This window comes from Paractinoplanes atraurantiacus (assembly GCF_900215205.1).
In the GTDB taxonomy this organism is placed as follows: domain Bacteria; phylum Actinomycetota; class Actinomycetes; order Mycobacteriales; family Micromonosporaceae; genus Actinoplanes; species Actinoplanes atraurantiacus.
On record NZ_OBDY01000001.1, the window covers coordinates 575898 to 595269 of the forward strand.

17 protein-coding genes and 1 tRNA gene are annotated in these 19372 nt (G+C 70.7%); 14 read left to right on the top strand and 4 right to left on the bottom strand.

What is annotated here, in order from left to right:
- Nucleotide 1 precedes the first annotated feature (1 nt).
- Nucleotides 2–1546: a hypothetical protein gene (locus CRP55_RS02690; protein ID WP_097317824.1), complete on the bottom strand. Its 1545-nt coding sequence runs from the start codon at nt 1544–1546 to the stop codon at nt 2–4.
- Between the two features lie 312 nt (nt 1547–1858).
- Here CRP55_RS02690 and metG point away from each other — a divergent pair, with 312 nt between their 5' ends.
- Entirely contained in the window at nt 1859–3655 is a 1797-nt protein-coding gene (gene metG / locus CRP55_RS02695) for a methionine--tRNA ligase (protein ID WP_097318697.1), read from the top strand.
- Here the strand turns inward: metG and CRP55_RS02700 are convergent.
- Nucleotides 3652–4686, bottom strand: a complete 1035-nt coding sequence (locus CRP55_RS02700; RefSeq protein ID WP_097317825.1) for a hypothetical protein — start codon at nt 4684–4686, stop codon at nt 3652–3654. The two genes, metG and CRP55_RS02700, sit on opposite strands and share 4 nt — an antisense overlap.
- 70 nt (nt 4687–4756) lie before the next feature.
- On the opposite strand from CRP55_RS02700, the gene CRP55_RS02705 reads away from it, so the two are divergent.
- The gene (locus CRP55_RS02705) at nt 4757–5656 is read left to right on the top strand and encodes a TatD family hydrolase (RefSeq protein WP_097317826.1); all 900 of its coding nucleotides are present in this window, start codon (nt 4757–4759) and stop codon (nt 5654–5656) included.
- On the opposite strand, the gene CRP55_RS02710 is transcribed toward CRP55_RS02705, so the two are convergent.
- Nucleotides 5653–6075: a hypothetical protein gene (locus tag CRP55_RS02710; protein ID WP_097317827.1), complete on the bottom strand. Its 423-nt coding sequence runs from the start codon at nt 6073–6075 to the stop codon at nt 5653–5655. The genes CRP55_RS02705 and CRP55_RS02710 overlap by 4 nt on opposite strands.
- Before the next feature lie 46 nt (nt 6076–6121).
- Here CRP55_RS02710 and rsmA point away from each other — a divergent pair, with 46 nt between their 5' ends.
- The 5 genes from rsmA (at nt 6122) to CRP55_RS02735 (ending at nt 10887) form a co-directional block, all read left to right on the top strand.
- Nucleotides 6122–7009 (top strand): 16S rRNA (adenine(1518)-N(6)/adenine(1519)-N(6))-dimethyltransferase RsmA, encoded by an 888-nt coding sequence (gene rsmA / locus CRP55_RS02715; protein WP_097317828.1) that lies wholly within the window; start codon nt 6122–6124, stop codon nt 7007–7009.
- Nucleotides 7006–7584: a Uma2 family endonuclease gene (locus CRP55_RS02720; RefSeq protein WP_179854989.1), complete on the top strand. Its 579-nt coding sequence runs from the start codon at nt 7006–7008 to the stop codon at nt 7582–7584. Before rsmA ends, CRP55_RS02720 begins: the two co-directional genes overlap by 4 nt.
- On the top strand, nt 7581–8528 hold the full coding sequence (locus CRP55_RS02725; RefSeq protein WP_097317829.1) for a 4-(cytidine 5'-diphospho)-2-C-methyl-D-erythritol kinase: 948 nt from the start codon (nt 7581–7583) through the stop codon (nt 8526–8528). Before CRP55_RS02720 ends, CRP55_RS02725 begins: the two co-directional genes overlap by 4 nt.
- Before the next feature lie 8 nt (nt 8529–8536).
- Nucleotides 8537–10345 carry an ABC-F family ATP-binding cassette domain-containing protein gene (locus CRP55_RS02730; RefSeq protein ID WP_097317830.1) on the top strand — a complete coding sequence of 603 codons (1809 nt, stop codon included), beginning with the start codon at nt 8537–8539 and terminating at the stop codon, nt 10343–10345.
- 65 nt (nt 10346–10410) lie between these two features.
- Complete coding sequence (locus CRP55_RS02735; protein ID WP_342751508.1) at nt 10411–10887, top strand: DUF4383 domain-containing protein; 477 nt, start codon at nt 10411–10413, stop codon at nt 10885–10887.
- A gap of 42 nt (nt 10888–10929) precedes the next feature.
- Here the strand turns inward: CRP55_RS02735 and CRP55_RS02740 are convergent, their stop codons facing one another.
- Nucleotides 10930–11532 carry a TetR/AcrR family transcriptional regulator gene (locus CRP55_RS02740; protein WP_097318700.1) on the bottom strand — a complete coding sequence of 201 codons (603 nt, stop codon included), beginning with the start codon at nt 11530–11532 and terminating at the stop codon, nt 10930–10932.
- A gap of 251 nt (nt 11533–11783) precedes the next feature.
- On the opposite strand from CRP55_RS02740, the gene CRP55_RS02745 reads away from it, so the two are divergent.
- The 7 genes from CRP55_RS02745 to CRP55_RS02775 all read left to right on the top strand — a co-directional run bounded on the left by CRP55_RS02745 (nt 11784) and on the right by CRP55_RS02775 (nt 19319).
- Nucleotides 11784–11854, top strand: a tRNA-Gln gene (locus CRP55_RS02745).
- 71 nt (nt 11855–11925) lie between these two features.
- A complete protein-coding gene (gene glmU / locus CRP55_RS02750) occupies nt 11926–13386 on the top strand; it encodes a bifunctional UDP-N-acetylglucosamine diphosphorylase/glucosamine-1-phosphate N-acetyltransferase GlmU (protein ID WP_097317831.1) in 1461 nt (486 codons plus the stop codon).
- Nucleotides 13387–13749: 363 nt separating this feature from the next.
- Entirely contained in the window at nt 13750–14730 is a 981-nt protein-coding gene (locus CRP55_RS02755) for a ribose-phosphate diphosphokinase (RefSeq protein ID WP_097317832.1), read from the top strand.
- 299 nt (nt 14731–15029) lie between these two features.
- Nucleotides 15030–15656, top strand: a complete 627-nt coding sequence (locus tag CRP55_RS02760) for a 50S ribosomal protein L25/general stress protein Ctc (protein WP_097317833.1) — start codon at nt 15030–15032, stop codon at nt 15654–15656.
- Between the two features lie 72 nt (nt 15657–15728).
- Entirely contained in the window at nt 15729–16316 is a 588-nt protein-coding gene (gene pth / locus CRP55_RS02765; RefSeq protein ID WP_097317834.1) for an aminoacyl-tRNA hydrolase, read from the top strand.
- A gap of 140 nt (nt 16317–16456) precedes the next feature.
- Entirely contained in the window at nt 16457–18409 is a 1953-nt protein-coding gene (locus CRP55_RS02770; RefSeq protein ID WP_245922753.1) for a sugar transferase, read from the top strand.
- Nucleotides 18410–18458: 49 nt separating this feature from the next.
- Nucleotides 18459–19319: a 3'(2'),5'-bisphosphate nucleotidase CysQ gene (locus tag CRP55_RS02775; protein WP_245922829.1), complete on the top strand. Its 861-nt coding sequence runs from the start codon at nt 18459–18461 to the stop codon at nt 19317–19319.
- Nucleotides 19320–19372 lie beyond the last annotated feature (53 nt).

Consider the following 19372-nt stretch of genomic DNA (forward strand, 5'->3'; position numbering starts at 1 on the left):
TTTAATACGCGGCGGCCAGGAAGCCGGCGAGCAGTGCCAGAGGGCCGGCCAGGCTCAGCAGGATGGCGCCCCGGCGCGCCCGGGCCGACGGAAGCTGACGTGCCCGGGTGACACCCGCGATGGCGTACCCGCAAAGAAGCACCAAGGCGAAGCCGAGAAGCCAGCGCAGTTGCAGCAGAGCCCCGGTGCCGCCCAGATAGGCCTGCTGGCTGTCCGGGCTGACCATCTTGGCGGGAGTGACGGCGCCGGGCTGGCGGCCGGTGCCCTCGACGCCGAGCAGGGTGACGCGGGCGATGGTGTAGCTGCCGTCGTCGGCGGTGAACTGGCCGGCGCAGCGCTGGGTGACGCCGGTGCCGGTGCAGACGGTGGTGGTGGCGTTGCCGAGGTCGCCGTGGCCGACGGCGAGCCAGAAAGGCTCGGCGCTGACCCAGGCGAAGAAGGCGGCGACCAGGCCCAGAGCGACCAGGGAGACCTGGGCCGAGAGGGGCAGGCCGGCCGAGCGGCGGCTGTGGCGGGGCTTGCCGGCCGAGCGGCGGGGAGCCTCGGGCTGAACCTCGATGGTGTCGTCGACCCGGTCGTGCCAGAAGGGCGAGTTCTCGAGCCGCTCCAGGCGCGCGTCGGTGGTGGGCGAACCGGTCAGGGGCGGCAGCGGCTCGGTGGGGCGGGCGTGGGCGCCACCCTGCCGGGGCCGCCGGACGACCGGCGGGCGGGCGGGGACCGGGCCGGGCTCCAGCGGCACGGTGGGCCGGTTGCGGGCGCTCGGCTCGGGCAGAACCATGACGTCCTGATCCGCGGGCGGAGGCGTCACCGTGCCGGGATGCGGCGGCCCCGCGGCCGTCACCGGCGGCGTCACCTCACCGGCGGCCGCAGCGGGCTGCGCAGCCTCGACGGCGGGCTGCCGTGTCTCGGCGGCGGGCGTCGCGGGTTGCGGTGTCCCCGGAGCGGAAGGCCGCGTCTCGGTTGCGGGTGCCGGTCCCGTGGCCGCGGTGGGCGGCCCGGCTGCGGCGACAGCGGGCGGCGGAGTCGCGGCGCTGCCCGGCTGCTGTGTCACTGCGGTGCTTGGCTGCTGTGTCACGGCGGTTCCTGGCTTCTCGGTCGCTGCGTCGATCGCCGGCATGGCGCCGGCTGCCGCGTTCGTCGCTGTCCTGGCCGTATATCCGGCGGGTGGGCGCAGCGGGTCGTAGCGATTCGGGTCCGGGCGGTCGTGGTCGCGCTCAACAGCGACGAAACGGGCGACCGCTTCGGCCGGCGGCGCGGCCGAGGCGACAACCGGCGCGGCGGCCTGAGCCGGCCCTTCCACGGGCGCGGCGGCGGCCTGAGCCGGCCCTTCCGCGGGCGCGATGGGTCCCTGGGCCGGGGGTGCGGCCGGGGCCCCGATCGGTGGGGCGATCGCGGCGGCCGTCTCCGGTGGGGTCAGGTCGGCCGCCGGGGATGCGGGACGCGGTGGGGCGGCGGGGTCCAGGGCCTCGGCCACGTCCTGGGCGGCCAGCGCGTGGGCGTCGGCTGCCTCGCCGGTGTAGGTCTTCGCGGCTGGGGGCTCGATCAACCCCGTACCACCGGAAGGCTGTTGATCCTGATTGGTGGCCGGGGGGCGGCGGCGAGGGTGACGCGGACGGGAAGGCCGGTCGGTCTCGCCGCGCCACCAGGCCGCGTCGGGATCGGCGAACGACCACGGGTCGCCCTCGCTGCGAGGCGTTTCCCCAGGCTGTGGCGTGTCTCCGAGCACGTTTCCATTGGACTACGCGGGGTCCCGATGGTCAGGTTCAAATTCGGGCGTGTCGGAATAAATGCGGATCTCGCTGAGGGCGGAGCGAATCCCGTCGCGGCGCCGGGGTGCGGCTCACTACGCTTGTACCCCATGAGTCACGTTCTCGCCGCGGTTGCCTGGCCTTATGCCAACGGCCCGCGCCACATCGGTCATGTGTCCGGCTTTGGGGTGCCCTCCGACGTCTTCAGCCGGTACATGCGCATGGCCGGTCACGACGTGCTCATGGTCTCGGGCACCGACGAGCACGGCACGCCGATCCAGGTGCAGGCCGACGCCGACGGGGTGACCCCGCGCGAGCTCGCCGACCGCTACAACCGGGTGATCGTCGAAGACCTGCACGGGCTCGGTCTCTCGTACGACCTGTTCACCCGCACCACCACGCGCAACCACTACGCCGTGGTGCAGGAGCTGTTCGGTGCGCTGCACCGCAACGGCTACATCGTGGCGCGGACGACGCTGGGCGCGAAATCGCCGTCCACGGGCCGCACCCTGCCCGACCGCTACATCGAGGGCACCTGCCCGATCTGCGGCTACGAGAGCGCCCGCGGCGACCAGTGCGACAACTGCGGCAACCAGCTCGACCCCGAGCAGCTGATCAACCCGCGCTCCAAGATCAATGGCGAGACCCCGGAGTTCGTCGAGACCGAGCACTTCTTCCTCGACCTGCCGGCGTTCGCCGAGGCCATCGGCAACTGGCTCGACCAGCGGGAAAACTGGCGGCCCAACGTCCTGAAGTTCTCCCGCAACCTGCTCGACGACCTCCAGCCCCGTGCCATCACCCGCGACCTCGAGTGGGGCGTGCCGATCCCGCTCGACGGCTGGCGCGACCGCAACGACAAGCGCATCTACGTCTGGTTCGACGCCGTCATCGGCTATCTGTCGGCCTCCATCGAGTGGGCCCGCCGCTCCGGCGACCCCGAGGCGTGGCGCAAGTGGTGGTCGGCCGACGGCGCCGGCAAGGACTCCCTGGCCTACTACTTCATGGGCAAGGACAACATCGTCTTCCACTCGGTGATCTGGCCGGCGCTGCTGCTCGGCTATTCCGGCGAGGGCGACAAGGGCGGCGAGCCGGGCGAGCTGGGCCGGCTCAACCTGCCGACCGAGGTGGTCAGCAGCGAATACCTGACGATGGAGGGCAAGAAGTTCTCGTCCTCGCGCCGGGTCGTCATCTACGTGCGCGACTTCCTGGAGCGCTACGACGCCGACGCCCTGCGCTACTTCATCGCGGCCGCCGGGCCGGAGTCCAACGACACCGACTTCACCTGGGCCGAGTTCGTCCGCCGCAACAACGACGAGCTGGTGGCCGGCTGGGGCAACCTGGTCAACCGGTCGATCTCGATGGCGGCCAAGAACTTCGGGGCCATTCCGGAGGCCGGTGAGCTGACGGCCGAGGACGAGGCGCTGCTGGCGGTGGCCAAGGCCGGTTTCGGTACGGTCGGTGAGCTGATCGCCAAGCACAGGCAGAAAGCGGCCATCGGCGAGGCGATGAAGGTGGTCGCCGAGGCGAACAAATACCTCTCCGAGCAGGCGCCCTGGAAGCTGAAGTCCGAGGAGGACAAGCCCCGCCAGGCCACCATCCTGCATGTGGCGCTGCAGGTGGTCAGCGACGCCAACACGATCCTGACCCCGTTCCTGCCGCACTCCGCGCAGAAGGTCTTCGAGCTGCTCGGCGGCGAGGGCGTGCACGCGCCGATGCCGCGCATCGACGAGGTGGACGACCTCGACGGCGGCCCGTCGTACCCGGTCCTGCGGGGCGACTACACGGTCGGCGCCCGCTGGGAGTCGGTCCCGCTGGTCGCGGGCACCCCGATGTCCGCCCCGAAGCCGGTATTCAAAAAGCTGGAGCCCTCGGTCATCGAGGAGGAGCTCGAGCGTCTGGGGAGCTAGATCTCGTAGGGGATGTCGGCGATGTGGTGGTCCATCAGCTCGCCGACCGGGGCCCAGGCCTCGTAGACGCCCCGTTCGTAGCAGCGGGCGCCGGTGTGGCTCAGTGCATCGGCGTCCGGGCGGACCAGGCGCAGGCGGGCCCACGCGTCGTCGCGTTGCAGCACCCAGCAGGGCACGCCCCGCCACAGGGCCTGCTCCGCGCGGCGGCTCAGTGTCGACACCGGATAGCGGGCGGCGCGGGTCAGGGCGCGGACGCGGAACTCGCTCGGCGGGTCGGCGACCGCCTCGTACTCCCTGTCCTTGATCGTCCCGACCAGCTTGGCCGAGCCGGGCGTCGTGCAGGGCACGTACTCGCGGTCCGGGCTCACCCCGGGCAGATTGTCGAGCAGACCGCGCCAGCGCGGGCCGGCCAGGCGCAGCCAGCCGTGCTGCTCCGGCTGGTACGTGTAGAGCAGCACCTCCTCGCCGCCCGGCACGTACGCGATGATCTGCGCGTTGGCCGGCATCGGCAGGTCGGCGAAACCGGCCGTGATGTACTCCGGCACCAGATCGTCGTTGCTGGGCGTGAAGCCGGTGCCGAGCACCATCGCCCCGACCCGCGAGTGCGCGGGCAGCATCGACAGCCCGGGCTGGGCCGGGCCGGCCGGCACCTCGTAATCGATCGGATCGGTGGCCCGCCAGCGCAGGGCGAACGCCACCTCGTCGTCGGCCGTGCCGTCGGTGCGCAGCAGCGCCAGATCGCGCGGGTCGTGCAGGTGGGCGATGTCGCAGGAGCGGTAGCAGAAGCCGTACGGAAGCCAGCCGCCCAGATGACCCGAGACCTGGGCCGGCGACAGCACCTTGGTCATCCGGGTTCCGCGGTGGATCGCGGCCGTGGACCGGATCTGGCGCAACAGGGCATCGTCGAGGTGGTCGGCGGACTGGGCCATCCGCAGAACCTGCTGCCAGCCGAGGTCGCGGCGCAGCGGTGCGGACAGGGGCGGCTCGAGCGGATCAGAGCCGATCACACTGTCCTCGCCGGTCACAGTCACGGTCAGTGAACGTAGGTCACACCGGTTGACTCCAGGTGAACAAACAGTGTCGTGCGGGTCCAAGTGCAGAATGTCTCACATGTCAACGTCACCGTCAGAATCCCGTCGCCAGAAGGCCGCCCGGCGCGCGGGCGAGTTCCCGGCCGCTCCCGAGCCGCTCGCCGTCCCGGTCTTCGACAGCCACACCCACCTGGACATCACGATCCAGGAGGCGGGAGTGCCCGGTGGCCCGGGCGCCGACCCGGTGGAAGCGCTGATCACGGCCGCGGCCAAGGCGGGCGTGGACCGGATCGTGCAGGTCGGCGTCGACGAGCCGTCCTCCCGCTGGGGCGCCGAACTGGCCGCCCGCCATCCGTCCGTGCTGGCCGCGGTCGCGCTGCACCCCAACGACGCGCCGCTGCTGCCCGACCTGGACGAATCGCTGCGGGTCATCGAGGGCCTGGCCGCCTCGCCGAGGGTGCGGGGCATCGGCGAAACCGGGATGGACACCTTTCGTACGGGCCCGGAAGGTCGCGAAGCGCAGGAGAAGAGCTTCCGGGCGCACATCGCGATCGCCAAGCGCCACGGCAAGGCCCTGATCATCCACGACCGGGACGCCCACCAGGACGTGCTGCGGATCCTCGACTCGGAGGGCGCGCCGGACACGGTCGTCATGCACTGCTTCTCGGGCGACGCCGAATTCGCCGCCGAGTGCGTGCGGCGGGGCTTCTACCTGAGCTTCGCGGGCACGGTGACCTTCGCCAGCGCGGGCAGCCTGCGCGAGGCGGCCGTACTGACTCCGCCGTCGCAGATCATGGTGGAGACGGACGCGCCGTACCTGACGCCGGTGCCGCACCGGGGCCGCCCGAACGCGTCGTACCTGATCCCGTTGACGGTCCGGGCGCTGGCCGAGACCCGGGGCGACGACCTGGACGAGCTGTGCGCCGCCATCTCCGCCAACGGCGACCGCGTCTTCGGCCCCTGGAGCTAGCCGTCGACCCAGGACTTGACGCCGAGCTCCTCGCCCAGGCGGGCGATGGTGTCGGCGAACTGGCGGGGGGCCGCGTTGATCGGGCCCCGGGAGACGAAGCGGACCGCCCAGCCGGTGCCCTCGGCGATGTTGAACATGCGGAAGCGGACCAGGCTGCCCCGGTCGTCGGGCTCGACCGAGGTGACGCCGCGGTACCACCAGGCGCCCTCGATCGTCACCGAGCGGGCCGCCCGGTCGATCGCCACGCTGATCTTGGCGCCGTCCTGGATCACCTCGAACTGGTCGCCGACGTCCGTCTCCTCGATCGTGCCGGTGACGGCGATCGGGGAGCGGCCGCCCGGTCGCACGTCGAGCAGCACGGCGGCCACCGCCTCAGGAGTGGCCTCGACCACCCCGCGTAACGCCAGCAACTCGCTCATGGCTCGTTTGTACCCTGTGGCGACCTTCCCCGTACGCTCTGAACCCATGGCTGACGCACTTCTCGGCCCGGCGGAGATCCGGGAACTGGCCGCCCGTCTCGGCGTGGCGCCCACCAAGAAGCTCGGCCAGAACTTCCTGCACGACCCGAACACGATCCGGCGCATCGTCGCCGCCGCCGGGCTGCGGCCCGACGACGTGGCCCTCGAGGTCGGCCCGGGTCTGGGCTCGCTCACCCTCGGCCTGGTCGGCGCGGTCCGGCACGTGCACGCCGTCGAGATCGATCCGCGGCTGGCCGCCGCGCTGCCGGAGACCGTCCCGGACGCGCACCTGACCGTGCACAACGCCGACGCGCTGCACGTGCGGGCGGCGAGTTTCGAGCCGGCGCCGACGATGCTCGTGGCCAATCTGCCCTACAACGTGGCCGTTCCCGTGGTGCTGCATCTGCTCGCCGAGCTGCCGACACTGCGCGGAGGTCTGGTCATGGTGCAGAAGGAGGTCGCCGATCGGCTCGTCGCCGGTCCGGGTTCCAAGGTGTACGGGGTTCCGTCCGTCAAGCTGGCCTGGTACGCCGAGGCCCGGTCGGCCGGCAAGGTGCCGCCGGCGGTGTTCTGGCCGGTGCCCAATGTGGATTCCGGGCTGGTCGCCTTCAGCGCGCGCACACCTGCGGGTGACATCGATCGATCGGCGGTCTTCGCTGTCGTCGACGCGGCTTTCGCCCAGCGGCGCAAGACCTTGCGGGCCGCACTGTCGGGCTGGGCGGGCGGCGCCGACCGGGCCGAGAAGCTGCTGGTGGCGGCCGGAATCAGCCCGCAGGCCCGCGGCGAGTCGCTGACCGTCGAGCAGTTCGCCGCGATCGCCGGGGCGGCAAAACAGTCGCCCTCCGGCGGTAAGCTCAGCCCGACCGGCGCACAGGCCAAGGAGGTGGACTCATGAGCGCGGAGCCGACGGGTCACGTCATGTGGTCGCCCGATCCCATCAGGCAGCGTTTGGCCAATCACTACCTCGAGGACGTCCTTGCCCTGCCGGACGACGCCCCCCGCGTCGAGCTTCGCGATGGAGTCATGATCGTGGTCCCCTCCCCGACCTTCGGTCACCAGACCATCGGCAACCTGCTGTGGATGTGGTTCCGGCAGAACGCTCCGGACGACATGTTCATACCGGGCACAGCAGTCGGCGTCGCTGTCGGTCTGCGGGACAGTCTTGAACCGGACGTCCTGTTGCTCCGGCCACCTGTCCCGACGATCAACCATTTTTTCCTTCCCGAGCAGGTCGCCATCGCGGTCGAGGTCGTTTCGCCCGGCACGAAGCGGCGGGATCGATTCGAAAAGCCTTCGGAATACGCCGCTGCCGGCGTCTCGCATTTCTGGCGCATCGAGCAGGATCCGGTTCACGTGTACGCCTATGACCTCGTCGACGGCCGGTATGAGTTGGCCGCTGATTCGGACACCGAGCTGGAGCTCACCATGCCGTTCGAGATCAAGCTGCCCATTCGGGAAATTACTCCGTGACTGAGGCATGGGGACCGGACGATGACGAGCCTCGCCGGCATCACGGGCCGGTGCGGGTGCGGGTTCCTGCGAAGATCAATCTTCATCTCGGGGTCGGTCCGCTGCGGGCGGACGGCTTTCACGAGCTGAACACCGTCTATCACGCGATCAGCCTGTTCGATGAGCTGACGGCACGGGCCGGTGACACTCTCACCCTCACTATGGAGGGCGAGGGGACCGGCACGCTGGAGCTCGACGAGAGCAACCTGATCATCCGGGCGGCCAAGGCTCTCGCAGCGCGGACGCGGATGCCGGCGTACGCGCGGCTGCATCTGCGCAAGAGCATTCCGCTGGCCGGTGGGCTCGCGGGGGGCAGCGCCGACGCGGCGGCCACGCTGATCGCCTGTGATCTGCTGTGGGGGACCGGGCTGTCCCGGGACGAGTTGGCCGATGTGGGGGCCACCCTCGGCTCCGACATCCCTTTCCTGCTGCACGGGGGCACGGCCCTGGGCACCGGGCACGGCGAGGCCGTCAGCCCGATCCTGGCCCGGCCCACCACCTGGCACTGGGTCGTCGCCATCGCCGACGGAGGGCTCTCCACGCCGGCCGTCTACCGCAAGCTCGACGAGCTGCGTGACAGCTCCTTCCCGCCGAAGGCGCTGGGTGATCCGGACGAGCTGATGACCGCGCTGCGCCAGCGTGATCCGGCCGTGCTCGGGGCCGCGCTCGGCAACGACCTCCAGCCGGCCGCCCTGGCCCTGCGGCCCGAGCTGGCCGCGGTGCTCGAGGCGGGGCAGCGGGCCGGCGCGGTCGCCGGGCTGGTCTCCGGGTCGGGGCCGACCTGCGTCTTCCTGGCCACCGACGCGGGGCACGCGGCTCAGGTCGCGGCCGGGATCAACGCGGCGGGGGTGTGCCGGGAGGCGGTCACCGCGCGGGGGCCGATGCCGGGCGCGCGGGTAACCTAGACCGCATCGTGGCAAACATCATCAACCTCGACCGGGTCTCCAAGGGCTACGGCGCCGCCGGTCAGCTGCTCACCGACGTCTCTCTCGGCCTCGACGACGACGCCCGCGTCGGCATCGTCGGCCTCAACGGGGCCGGCAAGTCGACACTTCTCCGCATGCTCGCCAAGAGCGAGGAGCCCGACTCCGGCCGGGTCACCCACCGGCGCGACCTGCGGGTCGCGACCCTTCCGCAGACCTTCGCCCTCGACGCCGAGGCGACCGTGCGCGACGTCGTGCTCGGCACCGCCTGGCTGTCCGAGGGCATGGGGGCCGAGCACGAGTGGGCCGGCGACGCGGGGGTGCGGGCCATCCTCGACGGCCTCGGCATGGGCTATCTCGGGCTCGACACGCCGGTCGGCCCGATGTCCGGTGGCGAGCGCCGCCGGGTCGCGCTGGCCGCGCTGCTCGTGCGCGAGAACGACCTGCTGATCCTCGACGAGCCCACCAACCACCTCGACGTGGCCGGTGTCGACTGGCTCGCGCGCTACCTCCTGACGAGCCACCGCGGCGCCCTCGTCGTGGTCACCCACGACCGCTGGTTCCTCGACGCCGTCTGCACGGCGACCTGGGAGGTCGTCGACGAAGAGGTGCACACGTACGAGGGCGGCTACGCGGCCTGGACCCTCGCGCGGGCCGAGCGCCAGCGGGTCGCCGCCGTCATCGAGGCGAGGCGGCAGAACCTGCTGCGCAAGGAGATCGCCTGGCTGCGGCGGGGCCCGCCGGCGCGTACGTCCAAGCCGCAGTTCCGCATCGACGCCGCGAACGCGCTGATCGCCGACGTGCCGCCGGTGCGCGACACCGTGAGCCTGCAGAAACTGGCCACCAGCCGGCTCGGCAAGCAGGTCTACGACATCGAGGACGTGACCCTCAACGCCGGCCCCAAGCCGATCTTCAAGGGCCTCACCTGGCAGGTCGGGCCGGGCGATCGGTTCGCGATCCTGGGCGCCAACGGCGCCGGCAAGACCACGCTGCTGCGGCTGCTGGCCGGGGTGACCAAGCCGGACGGCGGGCGCCTGGTCACCGGCTCGACCGTGCGGGCGGCCTTCCTGTCGCAGGAGCTCAAGGAACTGCCGGGGCACCTGCGCCTGCTCGAGGCGGTCGAAGAGGTGGCCAAGCGGGTCAAGCTGGGCGACCGGGAGCTGTCGGCCGGTCAGCTGGCCGAGGTGTTCGGCTTCACCGACAAGCGCATCTGGACGCCGGTCAGCGACCTCTCCGGCGGTGAGCGGCGGCGGCTCCAGCTGCTGCGCCTGCTCGCCACCGAGCCGAACGTGCTGCTGCTCGACGAGCCCACCAACGACCTCGACACCGACACCCTGGCCGCGCTGGAAGATCTGCTCGACTCCTGGCCGGGCACGATGATCGTGGCCAGCCACGACCGCTACCTGGTCGAGCGGGTCACCGACACGGCGTACGGGATGTTCGGCGACGGCCGTCTGGTGCACCTGCCCGGCGGCATCGACGAATACCTGGAGCGCGCCGCGTCGAGGCTCGGCCCCTCGGCGGCCGCCTCACCCGGCGTACCACCGAAAAGCGCGGAAAGCGCGAGTGGCCTCTCCGCGGCCGAGGTGCGCCAGGCTCGCAAAGATCTGGCCAAGCTGGAACGGCAGCTGGCCAAGCTCGACGAGCGCGTGCTCAAGATCAACGAAAGTCTGGCTCAGCACGGCAGCGACTACGGCAAGATCGTAGAGTTGGACGCGCAGCTCAAATCGGTACAAGAGGAACGCGCCGCGGTCGAGGAGGCCTGGCTGGAGCTCGCGGAGCAGGTGCCCGGTAACTGATCCGGGGGGTGTGCCTGCGCCGCTTGACCGGGATACGCGAGAATCGGCGTGTACAACACCTGACCTTGGAGACGGACACCATGGCGCACACCCCGGTAAACCACCCGCTGCGGCCGCTGTACCGCGCGCTCGGCCTCCTGGTCGGCGCGTACCTCGTGGTGTTCGCGATCGTCGGGTTCATCCAGACCTCGGGCGAGAGCTTCACCGGTGACAACGCCGAGCGGGCCCTCGGCCAGGGCACCAACCTGCTGTGGTCGATCCTCTCGCTGATCTTCGGCGCCATCATCCTGGCCACCAGCGTGATCGGCCGTAACCTCGACGTCGAGGCCGACAAGTACGTCGGCTGGACGCTGCTGGTGATCGGCAGCTACGAGCTGGCCACCAACCGCACCGACGCCAACTTCTTCGGCTTCACGATGTCCACGGTCGTGGTCACGTACCTCGTCGGCGTCATCCTCATCACGGCCGGCCTCTACAGCAAGGTCGCGGCGCCCGGCAAGGCCGGCGCCCCGCGCCAGGTCCGCGAGGGCCGCACCGCCTGATCGCGCAGCGCAGAAAGGCCCGCCGGATCCGGCGGGCCTTTCTCATTTCACCTTGCGGGTGATCAGGCTCGGTTTCGGCTCGAGGTTGGACAGGCCGTTCCAGGCCAGGTTGACCAGGTGGGCCGCGACCATCTCCTTCTTGGGCTTACGGGCCTCGCGCCACCACTGGCCGACCAGCGCCACCATGCCCACCAGCGCCTGCGAGTAGAGCTCGGCGAACTTCGGGTCGAGGCCGCGGCTGCGGAACTCGTCGCCCAGGATGTGCTCCACCTGGTGGGCCACGTCGTTCATCACACTGGAGAAGGTGCCGGCCGGCGCCAGCACCGGCGACTCGCGCACCAGCACCCGGAAGCCGTGCGGCTCGTCCTCGATGTAGTCCAGCAGGGCCAGCGCCGCCTGCTCGAGCAGCTCACGCGGGTGGCCGGCGGTCAGCGCGGCCGCGATGCGGTCGAGCAGCGCGCGGACCTCGCGGTCGACGACCACCGCGTAGAGCCCTTCCTTGCCGCCGAAGTGCTCGTAGACCACCGGCTTGGAGACCTTGGCCCGGGCCGCGACCTCTTCCACGCTGGTCGCGTCGAAGCCGCGCTCGGCGAACAGCTGGCGGCCGATCGCGATCAGCTGCTCCCGCCGCTGCGCGGCCGACATGCGGACCCGGGGGGCCGCGGGTGGCCGCTGGCGGCGGGTGCGAGGGCGCTCGTCGTCGATGGGATCCGTCACCCGGCCATCCTGCCAGCCTTTAGTCCGGTCAAGGGTGGCGGCGGGGTGGTTGGACGGGCAGCCTTCAGTCCGGTCAAGGGTGGTCGGATGGGGTGTCGGGATTGCGGCGGGTGAGCATCGCGGGCATGCCGCTAAGATGTGACCGGTGGATGGATCCCCTGTGGGAAAAGTCCGAATGGTCCCGGATCGTCTAATGGTAGGACCGCGGCTTTTGGTGCCGTTTATAGGGGTTCGAATCCTCTTCCGGGAGCAGTTCGTCTGCGGCTGTGTCGGCGCCGCCTCTCTGCGTACATCTCTCTACTGCGAGCAATGGAGTACCGCGTGAGCCAGTCCCCTCGTCGTACCGTCGTCGTTCTCGCCGCCGGTGAAGGCAAGCGGATGAAGTCCGCGACGCCCAAGGTGCTGCACCCGATGCTCGGCCGCACGCTGGTCGGGCACGTGCTGGCCGCCGCCGAGCCGGCCGGCGCCGAGCAGGTGATCGTCGTCGTCGGCCACAAGGCCGACCAGGTCAAGGCGCACCTCACCGAGATCGCCCCGAGCGCCGTGCCGGTGCTGCAGGCCGAGCAGAACGGCACCGGTCACGCGGTGCGCATCGCGCTCGAGGCCGTGCCCGAGGCGGCCGGCACGGTCGTGGTGCTCAACGGCGACGTGCCGCTGCTGCGCCCCGAGACCGTGAACGACCTGATCGCGGCCCACGAGGCCGGCGGCCGCGGCGCGACAGTGCTGGCGGCCGAGGTGCCCGACCCGGCCGGCCTGGGCCGCATCGTGCGTGACGCCGCCGGCAACCTCGAGCGCATCGTCGAGGAGCGCGACGCGTCGGCCGAGGTCAAGGCGATCCGCGAGATCAACGCGGGCATCTACGCGTTCGACGTGGCGTCGCTGCGCGAGGCGCTCTCCAAGCTGTCCACCGACAACGACCAGGGCGAGGAGTACCTCACCGACGTCTTCGGCCTGCTCGCCTCGGCCGGCGACCCGGTCGGCGTCTTCGTGGCGCCGGACGCGCAGGAGACGCTGGGCTGCAACGACCGGGCCGAGCTGGCCAGGCTGCGCGCGCTGCTGCGCGACCGGGTGAACGAGGCCTGGATGCGCCGCGGGGTGTCGATCCTCGACCCGTCGACGACCTGGATCGACGTGACGGTGACCCTGGAGCCGGACGCCGAGATCGACCAGAACTCGCAGCTGCTGGGTGCGACCAGCGTGGCCGCCGGTGCCATCGTGGGCCCGGACACGACGCTGATCGACACGACAGTGGGCGCGGGCGCGGTGGTCCTGCGCACCCACTCGATCGGGGCCCGGATCGGCGACGAGGCCACTGTCGGCCCGTTCTCGTTCCTGCGCCCGGGCACCAAGCTCGGCCGCAAGGCCAAGGTCGGCGGCTTCGTCGAGACCAAGAACGCCGAGCTGGGCGACGGCGCCAAGGTGCCGCACCTGTCGTATGTGGGCGATGCCACGATCGGGGCCAAGTCCAACATCGGCGCGGGCACGATCTTCGCCAACTACGACGGCGTCAACAAGAGCCACACGACCGTGGGTGAGGCCGCGTTCGTCGGCTCCGACACGGTGCTGATCGCTCCGGCCACGATCGAGCCGGGTGCGTACGTGGCGGCCGGCAGCGCGATCTCGGGCACGGTGCCGGCGGGCGCGCTGGCCGTGACCCGGGCGCCTCAGCGCAACGTGGAGGGCTGGGTGGCGCGCCGCCGGGCCGGCACGGTGTCGGCCGAGGCGGCCGAGCGCTTCGAGGCGGCCAAGGCCCCGGAGGGCGAGATCTCCGAAGCCGAATAACCAGGACAGCGATGTGATGTACGGCCCGGGCGGCATCCGCCCGGGCCGTCGCTGTGCAAAGTCCGGACGGTTCCTGGGCAAAAAGCGAACGCCATGCGGCCGCGCGGTAACTGCGGGAAGCTGGGGGTACACCAGCCGGTGGCGGTAATCCGACAGGACGGCCCACCGGCGCGCTCGAACGGTGATGATCCAGGTGCGCTCGGTGGTGCGGTGGCGGCCGGGTGAACCCGTTCTGACCAGGAGTGATCTGCTGGGGGTGAGGCATCCCACCCGGTGCCCGCGTAACGTGGCGCTTCGGTGGCCCCGGGGGATACTTCACTCGAATCATCCCCACCCCCTCGATCCAACGGGAGTAGCGAGCCGATGGGCAGCATCGTCGCGGAGAACCGTAAGAGTCTGATGCTTTTCTCCGGACGTGGTTTCCCGGAGCTGGCGGACGAGATCGGCCAGGTGCTCGGCGTCGCGCCGACCCCCGCCGATTCGTACGAGTTCGCCAACGGAGAGATCTTCGTCCGGTTCAAGGACTCGGTCCGTGGCTCGGACGCGTTCGTCGTGCAGTCGATGACCGAGGGCGTCAACCGCTGGGTCATGGAGACCCTGATCATGATCGACGCGCTGAAGCGCGGCTCGGCCAAGCGGATCACCGTGGTTCTGCCGTTCTACCCGTACTCGCGGCAGGACAAGAAGCACCGCGGCCGCGAGCCGATCTCGGCCCGCCTGGTCGCTGACCTGCTCAAGACGGCCGGCGCCAACCGGATCCTGACGGTCGACCTGCACACCGCGCAGATCCAGGGCTTCTTCGACGGGCCGGTCGACCACCTGTTCGCGATGGACATCCTGGCCGAGCACGTGCAGAAGAAGTACGCGGGCCGGCCGATGACCGTGGTCGCGCCCGACTCGGGCCGGGTGCGGGTGGCCGAGCGGTGGACCGACCGGCTGGGCGGCTGCCCGCTGGCCTTCATCCACAAGACCCGCGACCCGCTCAAGCCCAACCAGGTCGTGGCCAACCGGGTGGTCGGCGAGGTCGAGGGCCGGGTCTGCCTGATCGTCGACGACATGATCGACACCGGCGGCACGATCACCAAGGCGGCCGACATCCTCTGGGACGAGGGCGCGGCCGACGTGATCGTGGCCTCGACCCACGCGCTGCTGTCCGACCCGGCCACCGAGCGGCTCAAGAACAGCCGGATCAGCGAGCTGGTGGTGACGAACACACTGCCGCTGCCGCCGGAGAAGCGGCTCGACAAGATCACTGTGTTGTCCATCGCTCCGCTGCTGGCCCGGGCGATCCGTGAGGTCTTCGACGACGGCTCCGTGACCACGCTGTTCGGTGGCCTCAGCTGAAACCTCTCTCGGGTGAAGTTCGCACGGACTGCCGCAGCGGACCGGACCCGCTGAGGAGTGCGCTCAGGCTGTGGGTAAGATAGTGCGGTTGCCACGGCGAGGGTGCCCCGCGGTCTGCTGAGGTTCGCAGCCATTTCGGGGGCACCGTGATCGACGCGGTGCTCCGGGCCTGTGCCCAGCGCGCCCCCTTGCCCGGCAGCGCCGACGACGGCCTCCAGCACCTTCCGGTGGCCGATCAGCACTGCCGCAGCCCGCCGACTTAGACGCAGCCCGATTCGAAGAGTTTCAGGAGTTTCCCCGTGTCCGAGGTAAAGATCAGCGCCGAGCCCCGCACCGAGTTCGGCAAGGGTGGTGCCCGCCGCACGCGCCGGGCCGGTTTGGTGCCCGCCGTGCTTTACGGCCACGGCGAGAAGCCGCAGCACATCGCGCTGCCGGCCCGTGAGTTCGCCGCCGCGATCCGGCACGGCGGTCTCAACCAGGTTTTCACGATCGACATCCAGGGCGCGTCCGCCGCGACGCTCGCGCTCCCCAAGGCGATCCAGCGTGACCCGATCAAGGACACGTACGAGCACGTGGACCTGATCATCGTCAAGCGCGGCGAGAAGGTCCAGGTCGACGTCCCGGTCAACCTGACCGGCGAGGCCGCCCGCAACACGCTCGTCGTGCACGAGTCCAACACCCTGGCCGTCGTCGCCGACGCCCTGCACCTGCCGGGCGGCCTCGACGTGTCGATCGAGGGCCTCGAGGCGGGCTCGCAGATCACCGCCGGCGACGTGACCCTGCCGAACGGCGTCGAGCTGGCCGTCGAGCCCGACTTCGTGCTCGCCATCGTCTCGCAGGCACAGACCGCCGAGCAGCTCGAGGGCGAGTCGGCCGAGGGCGCCGAGGCGCCGGCCGAGGGCGAAGAGGCTCCCGCCGCGGAGTAACAAGGATCGGGCTGTGATCGGGGAAAGTGCCATGGGCACTTTCCCCGATACGCGTTTGTGAGGAGCGGGGAAGTGACTGAGGACGCGCCGTGGCTTGTCGTGGGGCTGGGCAACCCCGGTAAGGAATACGCCGGGAACCGCCACAACGTGGGCTTCATGGTGGCCGATCTGCTGGCGTCCCGGGTGGGCGCCAAGTTCGGCCGGTCCAAGCGCGCGCACGGCGAGGTGGCCGAGGGCCGACTGGGTTTCGGCGGCCCCAAGCTGGTGCTCGTCAAGCCGCTGACCTTCATGAACCTGTCCGGCAACGCGGTCGTCTCGCTGGCCCAGTTCTTCAAAGTGCCGGTGTCGAACGTGATCGCCGTGCACGATGAGCTTGATGTGCCTTTCGGTCAGGTACGGGCTAAGCGTGGCGGTGGTGAGGGTGGCCACAACGGTCTGCGTTCCATGTCGAAATCGCTGTCGAGCAAGGAGTACGCGCGGGTCCGTTTCGGGGTCGGCCGTCCGCCCGGGCGGCAGGATCCGGCGGACTACGTGCTCTCCGACTTCTCCGGCGTGGAACGCAAGGAGCTGGACTTCCTCATCGACCGGGCGGCCGACGTGGTGGAGGCGATCGTGCTCGAGGGCGTCGAGTGGGCGCAGAACAAATACCACGGCGGTTGATCTCGCGGGGCTCGAACGGATAGATCATTTGGGCGGTTTTGTCCGTCTCTCGATCCCGTGACGCGTTCGACCGTCCGTCCGTTGGTCACACGTACGCACCGGTTCGGTGCGTTTTGACCGGCGTACGGGGGAGGTTCGGTATGCGGCAGGACGTGTCCGCGCCGCGGGAGTCGGTGCTGACCGAGCCGACCGTCCTGCTGCCGGAGATCGGGCCGCCCGGTGACGGCGGGGAGCCTCCCGAGGGGTACGGCTGGGCCAACCACCCGCCGGCCAACCAGGGCCCGAAGAAGGCCGGCAAGGCCGTCGCGCGCAACTCGAGGATCCCGGCCCCGAACATCCCGCTGAGCCCGCCGCCGGCCGGAGCCGGTTCGCGCTCCGGCGAGGATCGGCCGCAGCCCGGCGAGTGGCCGGTGAACAACGCAACCCGGGGCGCGACGAGGGACAGCGCGGCGGGAAAGGGCGCGACGAGGGACAGCGCGGCGGTAAAGGGCGCGGCGAAGGACAGCGCGGGGGCCAAGGCCGGGGCCGGCGCCAAAGCCGACAACGCGGCGCCGCGGGCCGGGACCAACACCGCCGATCCGCGGCGCAACCAGGCGATCGATCGATGGTCGCAGCGGCGCAATCGGTCGGCGGCGGTGCGGCCGGCGGCTCGGCCGTTCATCCGGATCCGCGGGCGGCACGCGGCGATGTCGCGGCGGCAGCGGTGGGAGCGCAGCTACGTCCGCTCGCTGGTGCTGTGTGACCTGCTGGCCGGCACCGCGGCCGGGGCGACCGCCTTCGGCCTGCGCTTCGGTGACGAGGTCACCACCTACAACCGGGCCTACATCGTGCTCTCGGCCCTGCTGCCGGTGCTGCTGCTCGTCGTGCTGGCGGTCTCGCGGGCGTACGAGCGGCGCTATCTGTTCGTGGGCACCGACGAATATCAGCGCGTGCTCCGCGGTGGGGTCGGCCTGATCGCGGGAACGGCCCTGGTGTCGTACGCCCTCGATCTCGATCTGGCCCGCAGTTATGTCCTGGTGGCCCTGCCCACGGCGATCGGCACCTCGGCGGTGCTGCGCTTCGCGTTGCGCAAGCGGCTGCACCTGGCCCGCGCCCGCGGTCAGAGCCTGCGCCGGGTGATCCTGGTCGGTCACGAGCTGTCGATCATCGGGATGGCCCGGCAGCTGCGGCGGGAGCGGTACCACGGGCTCGAGGTGGTCGGCGCCTGCCTGCCGCCCGGGCACGACGGCGCCGGGGTCAGCGGTTTCGTCGTCTACGGCACGTTCGACGACGTGGCCTCCGCGGTCGAGCAGGCCGACGCCGACACCGTCGTGGTGCTGAGCTGTCCCGAGCTCGACGGCGAGCAGCTGCGCCGGCTGGCCTGGCGGCTCGAGCGCGACGAGGTCGACCTGGTGGTGGCCAGCGCGCTGGTCGACGTGGCCGGCGCCCGCACCACGATCCGGCCCTTCGACGGGCTGCCCATGCTGCACGTCGAGCATCCGCGGCTGCACGGCGGATCGAGGCTCGTCAAAGAGGTGGTGGACCGGCTCGGCGCGCTGGCGCTGCTCGTGCTGTTCGGCCCGCTGCTGCTGGGCGTCGCACTGTGTGTGCGGGTCACCTCCCGCGGGCCGGTACTCTTTCGTCAGGTGCGGGTGGGTCGTGACGGCAGTCACTTCCGCATCTACAAGTTCCGCAGCATGTATGTCGATGCCGAGGCCCGCCTGGCCGAGCTGAGGCATCTCAACGAGCACGACGGTGTGCTCTTCAAGATTCGTGATGATCCGCGGGTTACCCCGGTCGGGCGATATCTGCGCCGGTTCTCCCTGGATGAGCTGCCTCAGCTGCTCAACGTGGTGCTGGGGCAGATGTCCCTGGTGGGGCCGCGTCCGCCGCTGCCGGCCGAGGTCGCGGCGTACGCCGACGACGTGCGGCGCCGGCTCGCCGTCAAGCCGGGCATGACGGGCCTGTGGCAGGTATCCGGACGTTCGGATCTACCGTGGGAGGAAGCGGTCCGGCTGGACCTGCGCTATGTGGAGAACTGGTCCCTGAGTTTGGACCTGGTCATCCTGTTGCGCACGATGACGGCTGTGGTGCGGTCGTCCGGGGCTTACTAATCCTTGGGGAGTAAACAGAATGGGCGAGCGGACAGAGACGTCGGCGCGCATGACCTCGCAGCGGGACAGTCTGGACCTCGGCCACGCGCCGGTGACCGACGGCGCCTTCGCCCGTTGGCTGGCCGACAAGGCCGGTCAGGCGCTGCTCCAGGTGCGGGAAGAGATGGGGTACGGCGACGGCGCCGCCCTCAAGGCGGCCGGTGACAAGGCCGCGCACGACCTGATGAAGGCCGAGCTCGCACGGTGGCGCCCGGCCGATGCCGTGTTGTCCGAGGAGGACGACCATGCGCGGGCGGCGTGGCGCGACGGCGAGCCGGGCAGCGTCCGCCCGGAGCGGCTGAGCGCGGGCCGGGTCTGGATCGTCGACCCGCTCGACGGCACCCGCGAGTTCTCCGAAGAGGGCCGGTCCGACTGGGCCGTGCATGTGGCTCTTTGGACGGCCGACTGCGGCAGCCCGGCCTGCCTGGCCGCGGGCGCGGTAGCGATGCCCGCCCAGCACCGGACGATCGCCACCGATCACCCGCCGGCCTATCCGCCGCTGCCGCTCGAGTCGGCGACGGGCGGGCCGATCCGGATCGCGGCCAGCCGTACCCGTCCACCGGCCTTTGTCACGACACTGGCCGAGGAGCTCGGGGCCGAGCTGGTGCCGATGGGCTCGGCCGGCGTCAAGATCGCCGCAGTGATCAACGGCGACGCCGACGCGTACGTGCACGCCGGTGGCCAGTACGAGTGGGACTCGGCCGCGCCGGTCGCTGTGGCGCTGGCCACGGGTCTGCACGCTTCCCGTATCGACGGTTCTACGCTGAGATACAACGAGGCCGACCCTAAGTTGCCGGACCTGGTGGTGTGCCGTAAGGATCTCGCTCCTCGGTTGCTTGCAGCGTTGCAGCGTCACCTTCCGTCAGAATGACGGTTCCCCGTAGGTAAGACAGCCGCTAAAAGCCGGAAAGGTCTGGAGACACA